Source organism: Sporosarcina sp. FSL K6-1540, assembly GCF_038620285.1.
Lineage (GTDB): Bacteria > Bacillota > Bacilli > Bacillales_A > Planococcaceae > Sporosarcina > Sporosarcina psychrophila.
Window position 1 is genome coordinate 2,089,356 of record NZ_CP152018.1, and the last position, 15,195, is coordinate 2,104,550.

A 15,195-nucleotide genomic window follows, 5' to 3' on the forward strand; every position below is an offset into this window, starting at 1 on the left:
AAAAGAAAACAACACTCCATCGGAACCTCACAACAAATACACTACAACCTGAAATTAATTTTCAATAATCTGAACTTCGTGATAACATATTGCTATATGATTGTTTCAGAAAAGGGGAATGGACATGACATTGCTACGTAAAACAGTGGGGCAAATTGTAAGGGAACAAGCGGAGCTTTATCCGGACCAGGAAGCTTATGTCTATCCGGAACATGGAATTCGAAGAACATATAAAGAATTTGATAAAGAAACGGACAAACTTGCAAAAGCATTTATTGCTATGGGCATCGAAAAAGGGGAAAACATTGCCATATGGTCAGACAATAAAAGGGAATGGCTGCTTAGCCAATATGCAACAGGGAAGATGGGGGCAGTCCTGGTCACTGTAAATACGAATTACCAAGCTACAGAACTGGAATATTTGCTGAAGCAATCTGATGCAACTACGCTCATTCTGGATGAAAGCTTTAAAGGAACGAGTTACATAGATATTATCCGTACGGTTTGTCCTGAACTGGTGACGAGTGAGAGGGGCTCTATATCAAGTGTCAAACTGCCTCATTTCAAACGAATCATCCTGATGACGGAACGAGAAGAACAAGGTATGTACAAATGGTCGGAATTCATGGCGCAAGCTGATAAAGTAACGGATGAGCAGTTTGAGGGACAATTTCAATCGCTTGATCCCGATGATGTCATTAATATTCAATATACTTCTGGCACAACAGGCTTTCCTAAAGGGGTCATGCTGACACATTATAACGTCGTGAATAACGGTAAACAAATTGGGGATTACATGAAACTGACAGAGCAGGACCGCGTTTGTATTCCTGTTCCATTTTTCCATTGTTTTGGTTGTGTACTAGGAACGCTCGCGGCGGTTACGCACGGTTCTGCGATGATTCTACTCGAACAGTTCGATCCATTGCGTGTACTTCAAGCGGTACAAGATGAGAAGTGTACAGCACTTCATGGGGTGCCGACGATGTTCATCGCAGAGTTGAATCACCCTGACTTTAAGAACTACGATACATCTACGCTTCGTACCGGTATTATGGCTGGATCTGTCTGTCCGATTGAAGTTATGAAACGTGTTATTGAAGATATGGGAGCAAGTGAAATTACGATTTGTTACGGCCAGACAGAGGCGTCCCCTGTCATTACACAGACGAAGACAGATGATCCAATCGGAAAACGCGTATCGACAGTAGGCAAGCCGCATCCGAACGTTGAAGTCAAAATTATTGATCCTGTAACGGGTGAAGAGCTGCCGGTTGGCGTGCCAGGGGAACTTTGCACGCGTGGTTATAACATTATGAAAGGGTATTACAACAATGCGGAAGCAACACGTGAAGCGATTGATGCAGAAGGTTGGCTTCATACGGGCGATATTGCAGTGATGGATGCAGATGGCTACATCGATATTACGGGGCGCATCAAAGATATGGTCATCCGTGGTGGCGAAAATATTTACCCGAAAGAGGTTGAGGAATTTCTGTATACGCATCCTGATATCGCAGACGTACAGGTCGTCGGTGTGCCAGATGCGAAATACGGTGAGGAACTAATGGCGTGGGTTATTCTGAAAGAAGGCCTGAATCTTGATGAAGAGTCCGTACGCGCATTTTGTAAGGGGCGTATTTCACATCATAAGATACCAAAGTACATTGAGTTTATAAAAGAATATCCAATGACTGCTTCGGGGAAAATACAAAAGTTCAAACTGCGAGAAATGTCCGTAGAAAAGTCATACCAATAAAAAACGAAACCAGTGAAAAAGTTCTTTTTATAGTTAGAACTAATTGATTGTAGTGAAGAGCGGCGACTCCAGTGGGAACAGCGCGAACTGAAGACCTCGCTCGGACCGGAAATCAACGGGATTGAAGGAAATCGTACTTTTTCAGTGCCCTCATAAAAAACAGGTGTATACCTCTAGACATAGGGGTATCCGCCTGTTTTTGTGTGTTATAAAAAGGTTGCTTGTCGAATATGCATTATTTCCTGGGAAATGTAAGGTGAATGAAATAACTTCGTCGTATTCTGTCTATTCAATATACATTATTTACTATCGGTTATTTTAAAAAACAGATTTTTATTTATTAAAAAGGTGATATGATAGAGGCAATCTAATAAAAGGAGGATTCATCATGTCAAATGAAGGGTATCAATTAATTGCAATTATTATATACATGGCGGCGATGATTTTCATTGGATGGTATGCATTCAAACGCACATCCAATCTCACGGATTATATGTTAGGTGGGCGTTCGCTTGGGCCGGCTGTAACCGCTCTCAGTGCTGGTGCTGCTGACATGTCGGGCTGGTTGCTTATGGGGTTGCCGGGTGCAATCTATCTCAACGGTTTAGTTGAAGCATGGATTGCGGTCGGTTTGACAGTTGGAGCATATTTGAACTGGGTCTTTGTTGCACCTCGTTTACGTGTGTATACACAAGTTTCAAGTGACTCCATTACAATTCCGAGTTACTTGGAAAGTCGTCTGAAAGATAAATCCCGTCTCTTACGTATTGCTTCAGGGATTATTATTCTAATATTCTTCACGTTTTATGTGTCTTCGGGAATGGTTGCAGGCGGGAAGTTCTTCCTTAGCTCATTCGGGTTGGACTATCACGTAGGCCTATTGATTGTTTCGGGTGTCGTTATTTTCTATACACTATTCGGAGGATTTTTGGCGGTTAGTTACACGGACGTTGTCCAAGGTATCGTTATGTTCTTTGCGCTCCTTCTTGTGCCGATTGTCGGTATCTTCATCACAGGAGGATTTACAGAAACTGCGACAAGTATCCGTGCTGTGGATCCACAATTGCTGAATTTCGTATCTGGTGCAACGTTCCTAGGTATTTTGTCTGCAGTCGCGTGGGGACTGGGTTATTTCGGTCAACCGCATATCATCGTCCGCTTTATGGCGCTTAACTCGCACAAAGAAGCGAAAAAAGCACGTCGTATCGGAATTAGTTGGATGTTCTTGAGTTTATTCGGTGCAGTTGCAACTGCACTTATCGGAATTGCTTATTATCAGCAGAACACGAATGCAACACTGGTGGATAATGAAACGGTATTTATTGTCTTAGGGCAGATTATCTTCCATCCATTCATTGCGGGAATCATGCTTGCGGCTGTTCTTGCAGCTGTTATGAGTACAATTTCTTCGCAACTGATTGTATCCTCTTCTGCGCTAGTTGAAGATTTATACAAAACGTTTATGAAAAAAGACGCAACGGATAAGCATTATGTGTTTTTAGGTAGAATGGCCGTCCTTGCAGTTTCAGTAATTGCTATGGTACTTGCTTGGCCTAACAATGAATCCATTTTGAAAATCGTATCGTTTGCATGGGCTGGATTTGGAGCTGCATTTGGTCCAATCATCTTGCTATCTCTTTACTGGCGCAAACTTACAACGAAAGGTGCACTGTGGGGAATGATAGTTGGAGCAATAACAGTTATGATTTGGGGGAACGTCGATGCATTATCGGGCACCCTTTATGAAATCGTACCTGGTTTCCTCCTCTGCCTGATTGTTACAGTTGTCGTTAGTAATATCACATATAAACCAAATGCCGAGATTGATAAAGAATTCTCAGCAGCACTTGAAATCCTTAACGAAGATAAGTAATTTGGAAGCCTGCGGTATCTACTACTGCAGGCTTTTCATTTATTTAAAATTAAGAAGGTGGGGTTATTACTATGAAGCTTGATCATACTGTCTATTTCACGAATAAAGAACCGGAGAAAATCGTAGTGGAACAGCAAGCGAGTGGACGTCACGCTGTAGTCGGTGGTCGTCATGAACAATGGGGTACGCATAATGCACTACTCTATACGAAGAATGCTTATATTGAATGGTTGTCAGTCGAGAAAATGGGAATTGCGCAACAAGTGGAGCATCCGCTGACTAAGTTATTGCTGCATGATCTTGAACAAAGCGATGGGTGGGGGACGATTTGTCTGTCTGTCGAAAGTATTGAGAAATTCAATGATGAAGTTGAAAATAAAGGGTTCCGAACGTCAGGTGTGCTCGATGCTGAGCGAAGAACGGCTGATGGCCAATTGCGGAAGTGGAAAATGTTGTTCATCGATCAACCCGTATCGAATGAGTTACCCTATCCATTTTTCATCGAATGGGAGGAGCCAGAAGAAACACGTTTTGTGAAATTACGTGAAGAGGGAACGCTTTCCCTGGACAATGAACAGCTGGAAATTACGGAGTGTGTTTTTAGTGTCGAAGATCCATTAAGAGTAACAGCGGAGTGGGCCATTTTATTGTCGAAGAAAGTTGGCAATACTGATGACATCGTCTTGCCGAATGTTGTGCTGAAATTTGTTGCACATGATGGCGACAAAGATAGATTGACGGATGTTATCGTTGGGCAAACTGACCAACAGTGACAGAGTAGTTGTGCAGTTCGACCTGTCTGACATACAATTTCGTCACATATGGTAGACTAAACATACTTATAGCTTGTCTGGAAGGGGTAGTTCTATGGAATTTTTAGTCGAACGCGCAGTAATTGTGGGGGTCCATGAACAAAAGGATCAGCACTTTGAATATGCAATGGAAGAATTAAAAAACCTTGCTAAAGCAATCGATGTTGAAGTCGTTGGAGAAGTGACGCAAAACATGGAAAAGCGTAACCCGTCTACTTATGTCGGGAAAGGGAAAATGGAAGAGATTCAGAACTTCTACGAAGAATTAGATGCTAACCTTGTTATCTTCAATGATGAATTGTCTCCGTCTCAGATTCGTAATTTGGAGCGGGAACTGGACTGTAAAGTGATTGACAGGACAATGCTCATTCTTGATATTTTCGTACGGCGTGCGAGAACGAGTGAATCTCGGATGCAAGTTGAACTTGCGCAACTGCAATACATGCTTCCTAGACTTGTCGGTTTACGTGCATCCCTTGGTAGACAGGGCGGCGGAGCAGGCGGCGGTGTTCAGAATAAAGGGGCAGGAGAAACGAAACTTGAACTCGATCGTCGAAAAATCGAAGACCAGATTTCCAAACTTGGCCGTGACCTTGAACATGTGAAGGATCAGCGTGAAACTCAGCGCAAGCAACGTAAAAAGAGTGGTATCCCTGTTGTTTCGATTGTCGGTTATACGAATGCAGGCAAGTCGACGATTATGAATAAATTGCTGCTGAAGATGGACGTAGACAATGCGAAGCAAGTGTATGAGGAAGATATGTTATTCGCGACACTCGATACGTCAATTCGGAAAGTGAAGCTTGAGGATAACAAAGAATTCATCTTGACGGATACAGTCGGTTTTGTTTCGAAACTGCCACACCATCTTGTAAAAGCATTCCGTTCAACATTAGAAGAAGCACGTGATGCGGATCTCCTATTACATGTAGTGGATGTGTCGAATTCGGAACACGGCTATATGATGGAAGTAACAAATGACACATTGCAGGCAGTTGGAGTAGAGAATGTAGCGACGCTTAATATTTACAATAAAGCTGATCTTGCGGATGTTCCCTATCCAGTAGTGAGCGATGATAGTGTGTGGATTTCTGCACGTGAAGGAAAAGGATTAGATGAACTTATTGAGTTGATCAAGAAAAAGATTTTTGAACAATATAGTACATGCAAGCTACTTATTCCATTTGACCGTGGTGATATCGTGTCCTATTTGAATGACAAAGCAAACGTCAAAAGTACGGAGTATGAAGAAGATGGAACGCTGATGACTGTGGAAATGGATATTTCAGAGCGGGCCAAGGTTGAAGAATTTATCATAAGCCACTAATGAAAAGCGCAAGGCGCCTTGGTAGACCCGACAAGCGCTGGAGGGCCTGAAGATAAAGGCGCACTTTGCCTTTAACCTCAGGACTGAAGCGACTCGAGGGGCTAGGCGCTGGAGCTAGACACTATTCTAAGTCCAAAAAACTCATACTTTCTTATCTTTTAAAAAACAAAAAACAGCACCACATGACTAGGGAGGTCATGTAGTGCTGTTTTTTCTATCTAAGAGAAAGGGGGTGGAATAGTTCTAGTATGCCCGCTTATATGAAAGTTAAACCTCTTGGAATTGATTGTTATGCAGTCGGGCAAAAATCCCGCCTTTCTTCACAAGCTCATCGTACTTGCCATCTTCCGCAATCCCGTTTTCTGTGACAACGACAACGCGATCAGCATCACGGATTGTCGCCAATCGGTGTGCGATAACAAGGGTTGTCCGGTTTTCAGCAAGTTCAGCGAGTGACTGCTGAATAATGCGTTCCGTTTCTGTATCGAGAGCGGATGTCGCTTCATCTAAAATAAGAATTGGCGGGTTTTTCAAGAACATGCGGGCAATGGCAAGACGTTGTTTCTGGCCGCCGGATAATTTCAAGCCGCGTTCTCCAATCTGAGTTTCATAGCCATAAGGAAGTGAAGCGATGAAGTCTTCTAGATGCGCTTTTTTCGCTGCTGAAATAATTTCATCATCCATCGCATCCAATTTTCCGTAGCCAATATTTTCTTTAATGGTCCCGGTGAATAAGAAGACGTCCTGCTGAACGATACCGATTTGTGAACGCAAGGAGTGCTGCGTCATATCGCGGATATCGATCCCGTCAATAGAAATCGCACCTTCAGTGACATCGTAAAAACGCGGAATAAGCGAGCAAATCGTTGTTTTTCCGGCTCCAGATGGCCCAACAAATGCAACCGTTTGACCCGCGCGTATGTTTAAATTAATACCTTCTAGTACGGCTTTGTTATCGTCATAGTGGAAATCTACATCATCGAAGATAATATCTCCGTTCAAATGGGCAACAGCCACTGCGTCTGGACGATCTTTAATTTCAGGCTCTTGTTCAATTAATTCACGGAACCTGCGGAATCCTGCCATACCCTTTGGATACAGTTCCAATAGCGCGCTGATTTTATCGACAGGCTTAATGAGCACATTGACGAACAGTACAAATGCTACGAGTTCGCCACTCGACAATTTGTCGTTGAGTGTGAACCACGCTCCAACAACAAGTACGATAAGTGTGACAAGTCGGGTCATCATGAACATACTCGAATGGGTCCAGGCCATCACTTTATAGGCGACAAGCTTGGCTATTCTGAAATTCCCGTTGTCTATGCGGAAGCGCGCAATTTCGAAGTCTTCGTTCGTGAATGATTTGACAACGCGTGAACCTGACACGGAATCTTCTACGCGTGCATTGACGTCAGCAATTTTACCGTACATGTTTTGCCATGCCGCATTCATTTTGATGTTGCAGAATGTGACGAGGATAATGAGAAATGGAACCATAATAATTGCGATCAGTGCAAGTTCAGGGTTGATGCTGTACATGATGGCAAATGCCCCAATAAGCGTCATGATCGCGATGAAGACGTCCTCTGGACCATGGTGGGCGAGTTCCCCGATGTCGAACAGATCATTGGTGATCCGGCTCATAATATGTCCGGTCTTCGTGTTGTCGAAAAATCGGAAGGATTGCCGCTGTACATGGTTGAATAGCTGCTGGCGCATATCGGTTTCGATATTGATGCCGAGTTTGTGACCAAGATAGCTGACGATATATTGAAGGAATGTACTCAGTAAATAAACGACCAATAATAGAATACTTATCGTCGTGATTTGTCCCCAATTGCCTTTAGGCAGCAAATCATCAATGAACCACTGGACCGCGACTGGGAACGCAAGGTCGAGCAATGCTACGAAAATAGCACTTGAAAAGTCGATGATGAAAAGTCGCCTATGTGGTTTGTAATATGAAAAGAACTTTTTGAGCATATCGTTTTAATCCCCTTTAGTCTGATAATTGCTAGTATAGCGGAAAAAGCGACAGAAGACGATAATTAATTTCTGAAACCGAAATAATACTCATGTAGTTCAATAGATGTGAATAAGTAATTGAGTAATAATATTCAATTACTTTGAAATGTGGAACTCTTTGTGTTTTGAGCCGTATGAGTATATGTAGATAAAATTAGCAATTGGAAGGAAGCGGATAATATGAACAATTTGATGAAGGGTATTGCAGCAGGAATTCTTGTACTTGGACTTGGTGCATGTGGTAAGACAGCGGAGCCGAAAACAGATCCTGATACGGGCAAGAAGGTAGAAGTCCAGAATAAGAGCGACATGACAGCGCAGGAAGTTTATGAGAAGGTGATGGCAGTTTCGGAAGAGCAAAAGAGTATGCACGCCAAAATGGATATCGATCAGCTGATTAAAGTACCAAGCCAAGAGTTTGAAATGAACAGTAAGATAAATATGGACATGGATATGGTTATGGAACCACTCTCGATGTATCAGAAGATGAATATGGACATGGGTGAGCAAGGGAAGATGGACATGGAAATCTATATGACAGATGCAGGCTTCTTCATGAAAGATCCGGAGTCGGGTGATTGGATTAAGCTACCAAATGAAATGTATGAGGAAATGAGTGGCCAACTGTCCGGAGGAGCGGATCCGACACTTGACATGAACATGTTCAAAGAATTTACAGATGACTTCAAGTTTGAGCAAACGGATGATGCTTACATCCTTACATTATCCGCAGCAGGCGATAAATTCAGCAAGCTATTCAAAAAAGTTGCTACTGAAAACATGCCTGCTGGTATGGAAATGAATGAAGAACAGGCGGAAGTGATGGAAAATATGGAAGTGAAATCACTCGAGTATGAAATCTTCATCGACAAAAAGACATTCTACACAAATGCGTTCAATATGAATATGGATATGACGATGGAAGTCGAAGGCGAAGAAATGCATATTGACCAGAAAGTAAAAGCCGACATCAGTAAAATTAACGAAATCGACACAATTAAAATTCCACAAGAAATACTAGATAACGCTGTCGATATCAATGAATCGATGGGGCAGTGAAACAATGGGCACCGGTTATCCACTCCGGTGTTTTTTTTTATTGCAATAAGTAAAAACAAGGGAATCTATCAGAAACACTGCCAGACCAGTAAAAAACTCAGACCAATCATAAAACCCGGAAGATTAATAACAACAAATCCCAAACCGTCCATAAACTCGCATGACTGACTATATGAAAAGTGGTAGCCAAGGGTAGCCTACTTGTTCTTGTATTCTCACTGATAATGATTTTCAGTTATTCATTGACAGTTGTTTCTAGCATGCTATAATTGAATTTGCGCTAATTGATAACTGTTTTCATTAACGGATTCTCAATTGGTAGTAAATAATCGATATCGGGGATACCCATGAAGATACGTTACTTAGTCATCGCACTTATCAGTCTTTCATTCCTATCGCTATTTGTTGGAGTGAGCCATATTACGCCAATGGGTCTGCTTGATTTTAAATCGGAAGCAACCGAAATTTTTCTAATCAGCCGCGTGCCGCGACTTGTCGCTATTCTTCTTGCAGGAGCAGGGATGAGTATAGCAGGTCTCATTATGCAACAGCTGAGCCGAAATAAATTCGTTTCACCGACAACAGCAGGAACTTTGGATGCGACACGGCTCGGGATTCTTGTTTCGATGCTGTTATTCACAAACGCATCCACAATTGAAAAGATGATTGTCGCATTTGTATTCGCGCTTGCCGGCACGCTACTGTTTATGCAAATCCTTGACCGTATCAAATTCAAGGATGCGATTTTCATTCCGTTAGTTGGGCTTATGTTCGGTAATATTTTGTCATCTATTGCGACGTTTTTCGCTTACAAAGCGAACGTCATTCAAAATATGTCGGCATGGTTACAAGGTGATTTTTCGATGATTATGAAAGGACGTTATGAACTTCTATACATAAGCATTCCCGTGCTAATCATCACATATTTGTACGCAAACCGGTTTACTGTTGCGGGAATGGGTGAAGATTTCTCGAAAAACCTCGGGCTTGCTTATAGGCGGATCGTCAATATCGGACTAATCCTTGTTGCGCTTATTACCACTACCGTCGTCTTGACGGTCGGAATGATTCCCTTCCTTGGATTGATCATTCCGAATATCGTTTCTATTTTTAAAGGAGATCATTTACAGAAGACATTGCCTCATACAGCACTGCTAGGCGCGATATTCCTGCTTGTCTGTGACATTTTAGGTAGAGTGCTTATCTATCCGTATGAGATTTCAATTAGTTTGATGGTAGGCGTTATTGGCAGTGGAATATTCCTCTATTTATTGTTTAGGAGGAAGGCCTATGCGTAACTCAACGAAACTCATCATTCTCTCTGTAATCGCAGCTATATTCTGTATTCTGTATCTTTTCCAAGGGTTAAACGGAAGCTTTGACTATGCGTTACCGCGCCGCGGTATCAAAGTGATGGCAATGGCCATCACGGGTGTTGCAATCGCGTACTCAACGGTCATTTTCCAAACAATTACACATAACCGTATTTTGACACCGAGTATTATGGGTCTTGACTCACTGTACTTATTGTTGCAGACCGCAATCATTTTCTTCCTTGGTTCGGGTCATGTGATAATCGTCAATAAACAGGTGAATTTTATAATATCTGTTTCTGCAATGGTTGTATTCGCGCTTATCCTCTATCGATTTTTATTCAAGGGGGGCAAACGCCCAATTTATTTCCTGCTTCTTGTAGGAATTATCGTCGGGACATTTTTCGGAAGCATATCGACATTTTTGCAAGTGTTAATTGATCCGAACGAATTCATGCTTGTACAGGATAGGATGTTTGCCAGTTTCAACAACGTCAGCGGTGAACTCGTTTGGTGGGCATTTGCCATCGTTATCATCAGTCTCGTCATTGGATGGAGATACTTCAACCAACTTGATGTTCTGTCACTTGGAAGGGACACCGCACTTAACTTAGGTGTCTCTTACGACAAAGTCGTCAAGACCATGCTAATCCTATCTTCTGTTTTAATAGCGGTCTCAACTGCACTAGTAGGTCCAATCACATTTTTTGGTTTGATCGTTGCGAATTTGTCCTATCAGTTTTTCAAAACGTATAGGCATAGCATCCTTATTGCGGGTGCGTCTATTATGAGTATTATCGCGCTTGTCGGGGGACAATGGGTTGTTGAACGAATATTCACGTTCTCGACGACTCTCAGTGTCATTATTAACTTCATCGGCGGCATTTACTTCATCTACTTACTATTAAAGGAGAGTCGATCTACATGATCCAAGTCCGTGAGCTATCGAAGTTTTATGGAAAAAAAGCGGTCGTTGAAAAAGTAAGCGTGAATATCCACCGCGGAAAAATCACGTCTTTTATCGGACCGAATGGTGCTGGTAAATCGACACTTCTATCAATGGTAAGCCGTCTGCTAGATGCAGATACGGGGGAAGTGCTGGTTGATAAAGACAATGTAAAACAGATGAAATCGAACGATTTTTCAAAACGAGTTTCGATTTTGAAACAGTCGAACTTCATGAACGTCCGTTTAACAATTCGTGAACTAGTGTCGTTTGGTCGATTCCCACATTCAAGGGGGAGGCTGACGGCCGAAGATCTTCGTTTCGTCAATCAAGCGATGGATTATATGGATCTAATGGATATGCAGGACGATTACCTCGACGAACTGTCAGGTGGACAACGCCAGCGGGCATTCATCGCAATGGTTATCGCGCAGGATACGGATTATATATTGCTTGATGAACCGCTGAATAACTTGGATATGAAGCACTCCGTCCAGATCATGAAAATATTGAGAAGACTTGTAGATGATTTAGGGAAAACAGTTGTCATCGTCTTACATGACATTAACTTCGCATCCGTTTATTCGGATCGGATTGTTGCGCTTAAAGAGGGACGTGTCGTCAAAGACGGTCCGACAGATGAAATCATCACTTCTGATGCATTAAAGGATATCTACGATATGGATATTCCAATTAAACAAATGGCTAATTGTCGTATATGTGTGTACTTCGACTCTTAATCAAGAAAAGTGTAGTTACCTGGAGTTTATAAATCGATTCAAGTAAAGAGATTTAAACTTACAATACAACTAAAAGGATGGTAATGATGAAGAAAATACTAATGACAATGATGTTGTTCGCATTAATGGCTGTACTTGTAGCTTGTGGATCGAAAGACGAAGATGCAACAGACGATAAAACAACTGGTGACAAAACAGAGCCAAAAGTTGAAGAAACTGAAACAGCAGAACCAATGGTAATTACGCACGACCTTGGCGAAACTACAGTCGAAAAAAATCCTGAAAAAGTTGTCGTATTCGATTTTGGTATGCTTGACACGCTAGACGAGCTTGGCGTTGAAGTAGCAGGTGTTCCACAAAAGAACATTCCTTCATACTTGTCAAAATATGAAGATTCAAAGTATGTAAACGTTGGCGGTCTTAAAGAACCTGATTTTGAAGCAATCCATGCAATGAAACCAGATGTTATCCTCATCTCAGGACGTCAATCTGCTATGTACGATGAACTAAGTGAAATTGCTCCAACAATCTTTGTAGGAGTGGATACAACAAACTACATGGAGTCATTCAAAGAAAACATGGAAATGGTTGCTGAACTCTTTGGTAAGGAAGATGAAATGAAAGCAGAACTTGCAGACATTGACGAAAGAATTGCAGCGATTAATGAAAAATCAAGCAAGAGCGATGCGAAATCATTGATCATTCTTGGAAATGAAGGAAAAGTAAGTGCTTATGGACTGAGTTCACGTTTTGGTATTATTCATGATGTATTTGGCTTTAAAGCAGCTGATGAAAAACTTGAAGTATCGACTCATGGTCAAAGCATCACATTCGAATATATCCTTGAAACAAACCCAGACATTCTCTTTGTTATCGACCGTGACGCTGCGATTGGCGGCGATGCAAGTGCAAAAGATTCAATTGAAAACGACCTTGTGAAGAAAACAAGCGCTTATAAAGACGGTAAAATCATTTACTTAGATCCTGACTATTGGTACCTGTCTGGTGGCGGACTTCAATCTGTGAAAGAAATGATTAAAGAAGTCGAAGCGGTATTGTAAAAATAGCAAGAGAGCCGATTCACTGAAAAGTGAACCGGCTCTTTTTTTGTTGTATAGAAAAATATAAAACTATCGGCCTGTGGACAACCCTTAGCGAATTAGGTCGCATTTACACATTTACTATCTAAACACTGGGTATAATGATAGAAAATACAGAAAAATATGATAAGATTAATGTACTAGCCTAAAACGGAAATTAGATTTGAAATGGGGGGGGAAGATATGGGGAAATCTATTACGGTAAAAGCAGAAACGATTGAGGAAGCTGTTCGGCTAGCCTTATCGATTACAGAATTGAAATTGGAAGAAGTCCATATTGAAGTGTTGTCGAATCCGCGAAAGAATCTTTTTGGCTTACGAAAAACGTTGGCTGAAGTAAATGTTACACAAATCATAGAATCACCATCCGCTACGAAAAAGACGCAAGATCGGAATCTGGCAATCGAACAATATCTCGATAGATTAGTACCAACAGAAGGGACGAATCGGGAATGGAACGATGCCCAGCCTCTGGGTGGCCTGTCATCAGCAATTAGTAAAGTAGCTGGGGCACGTATTAGCAATGAAAAGATTGATATACAGTTTTTAGGTAAAAAATACCCCATAGTCGTTCCTGGTTCAAATGTTAATTTCTCAATCAATGGAAAACAAATAAAGCGGCAAGCAATTATTTCACCTGGAGATAAAGTAGAAGTGACAGTAAGCGATGGGCTTATTCCACCACATTTTGAAATTCAATTGATTGAGCATGACATGCTTGCCATGCTTATTTTCACACCTGGGAAAAAGGTGAAGCACACTTTACGCGATACGGAGTTCGAACAAGTTCTTCATATTGAAGCAGATGAGGAAATTGAGTACTACAATGATTTAGACCCTCAAGTAATTGTTGAGCACCTGAAATCATTAGGCATACAAAAAGGGTTGCTCTTCCCGGCTATCAAGAAAGTGACGGACACGATCAAACCGTTTGAAACGATTGTGGCAAAAGGGGTACCTCCAATTGAAGGACTGGATGGCGATTTAGAAATGCATATCGACTATCAGGAAAAAACACCGGGGGAATTGGAAAAGGTGGATTTCCATGAGATGAACCTGATTGTGTCGGTAGAAGCTGGACAAGTCATTGCAACCTATATACCACCGATTCAGGGAACACCAGGCAGTAGCCTTCTTGGGAAAGCGATCCCTGTGAAAAAGGCGAATGACATTGTCCTGCGTCTTGGTGTGAATGTAACACAGGTGGACAATGATATTGTTGCAGCGATTTCAGGGAAACCATCCGTGGAATGGCGAAATAAGCTTGTGAAAATTGATGTCAATCATGAATTTCATCACCAAGGGGAAGTCGATATGGCGAGCGGAAATATTCGCTTTGAGGGGAACGTAAGTATACAAGGGAATATACAACCTTCAATGTTCGTGGGGGCGACAGGAACAGTTAACATAGGGGGCTCTGTGACGAAAGCGACGATTCATGCCATGAAATCGGCTGTCGTAAAAGGGAATGTTTTTTCCTCCACAATTAGCGTCGGGCAACATGAGTTTATAATAGGAGAACTAACAACTCAACTTAGTGAAATTAAGGGGTATCTGGAACTAATTCAAGCTGCAATCCAACAGATACTCCTGATACGGGGAGAGACGGACGATAGCCTCAGTTCAGCTGAGTTGAACCATCTTATTAGGCTCTTGCTCGAAAAGAAATATACGGCATTCCAAGATTTGAATAGGCACTTCCTCCAAAAAGTTAAAAATCATTCTCTCCAGTTGCCGGTAGAATGGAGTGAAATGGCAGCCAAATTATATGAGGTATTTATAACTTCTGAAAATAAGCAATTGAAAGACATGGGTGGTTTCGAACTTTTAATCGGGGAAGTAAAAACGCTTGTGGAATTGTATGGTGAGAAAGCAGCTCCGAAATTATACCTTTCAGTACCCTATGCTATTAATAGCGTGTTATATAGTAATGGCAATATTGAGGTGACCTCGAAAGGGCTTTATCATAGTTCGGTTACAGCAGGTCACGATATAAAAGTGCGTGGTGTTTGCCGCGGTGGGGAAATCATCGCAGCCAATAAAATATCCCTCCAAAATACAGGGTCCGTAAACTTAATTAAGACAGTTGTCCGAACAGGAGAAAAAGGGAATATCACAATTGGGCATGCGCATGCGGGAACAGAAATTCATGTTGGAAATAGGTCTTATAGATTTACAGCCAATGAAATGGGTGTTTTTGCTCGTCTGGATGATGAAGGAATGCTATTGATAAAATAA

At 41.8% G+C, this 15,195-nt stretch carries 11 protein-coding genes; 10 read left to right on the forward strand and 1 reads right to left on the reverse strand.

Annotated features, from left to right (window positions below):
- Positions 1-124: 124 nt before the first annotated feature.
- From MKY15_RS09695 to hflX, 4 genes are all read left to right on the forward strand, one after another.
- The gene (locus MKY15_RS09695) at positions 125-1,759 is read left to right on the forward strand and encodes an AMP-binding protein (RefSeq protein WP_067205116.1); all 1,635 of its coding nucleotides are present in this window, start codon (positions 125-127) and stop codon (positions 1,757-1,759) included.
- A 388-nt stretch (positions 1,760-2,147) separates the two neighbouring features.
- Positions 2,148-3,632: a sodium/proline symporter PutP gene (gene putP / locus MKY15_RS09700; protein WP_187046525.1), complete on the forward strand. Its 1,485-nt coding sequence runs from the start codon at positions 2,148-2,150 to the stop codon at positions 3,630-3,632.
- Between the two features lie 71 nt (positions 3,633-3,703).
- Entirely contained in the window at positions 3,704-4,405 is a 702-nt protein-coding gene (locus MKY15_RS09705) for a VOC family protein (protein ID WP_187046526.1), read from the forward strand.
- Between the two features lie 94 nt (positions 4,406-4,499).
- A complete protein-coding gene (gene hflX, locus MKY15_RS09710) occupies positions 4,500-5,771 on the forward strand; it encodes a GTPase HflX (protein ID WP_342539571.1) in 1,272 nt (423 codons plus the stop codon).
- A gap of 267 nt (positions 5,772-6,038) precedes the next feature.
- On the opposite strand, the gene MKY15_RS09715 is transcribed toward hflX, so the two are convergent.
- A complete protein-coding gene (locus MKY15_RS09715; protein WP_067205125.1) occupies positions 6,039-7,757 on the reverse strand; it encodes an ABC transporter ATP-binding protein in 1,719 nt (572 codons plus the stop codon).
- Between the two features lie 222 nt (positions 7,758-7,979).
- Here MKY15_RS09715 and MKY15_RS09720 point away from each other — a divergent pair, with 222 nt between their 5' ends.
- The 6 genes from MKY15_RS09720 (at position 7,980) to MKY15_RS09745 (ending at position 15,195) form a co-directional block, all read left to right on the forward strand.
- On the forward strand, positions 7,980-8,858 hold the full coding sequence (locus MKY15_RS09720; RefSeq protein WP_187046527.1) for a DUF6612 family protein: 879 nt from the start codon (positions 7,980-7,982) through the stop codon (positions 8,856-8,858).
- Positions 8,859-9,205: 347 nt separating this feature from the next.
- Positions 9,206-10,156 (forward strand): ABC transporter permease, encoded by a 951-nt coding sequence (locus MKY15_RS09725; RefSeq protein WP_067205131.1) that lies wholly within the window; start codon positions 9,206-9,208, stop codon positions 10,154-10,156.
- Complete coding sequence (locus tag MKY15_RS09730) at positions 10,149-11,099, forward strand: iron chelate uptake ABC transporter family permease subunit (RefSeq protein WP_067205134.1); 951 nt, start codon at positions 10,149-10,151, stop codon at positions 11,097-11,099. The genes MKY15_RS09725 and MKY15_RS09730 overlap by 8 nt, the downstream gene beginning before the upstream one ends.
- Positions 11,096-11,857, forward strand: coding sequence for an ATP-binding cassette domain-containing protein (locus MKY15_RS09735; RefSeq protein ID WP_067205137.1), 762 nt, complete (start codon positions 11,096-11,098; stop codon positions 11,855-11,857). The genes MKY15_RS09730 and MKY15_RS09735 overlap by 4 nt, the downstream gene beginning before the upstream one ends.
- Positions 11,858-11,943: 86 nt before the next feature.
- Positions 11,944-12,918: a siderophore ABC transporter substrate-binding protein gene (locus MKY15_RS09740; protein ID WP_187047763.1), complete on the forward strand. Its 975-nt coding sequence runs from the start codon at positions 11,944-11,946 to the stop codon at positions 12,916-12,918.
- Between the two features lie 222 nt (positions 12,919-13,140).
- The gene (locus MKY15_RS09745) at positions 13,141-15,195 is read left to right on the forward strand and encodes a FapA family protein (RefSeq protein ID WP_342539576.1); all 2,055 of its coding nucleotides are present in this window, start codon (positions 13,141-13,143) and stop codon (positions 15,193-15,195) included.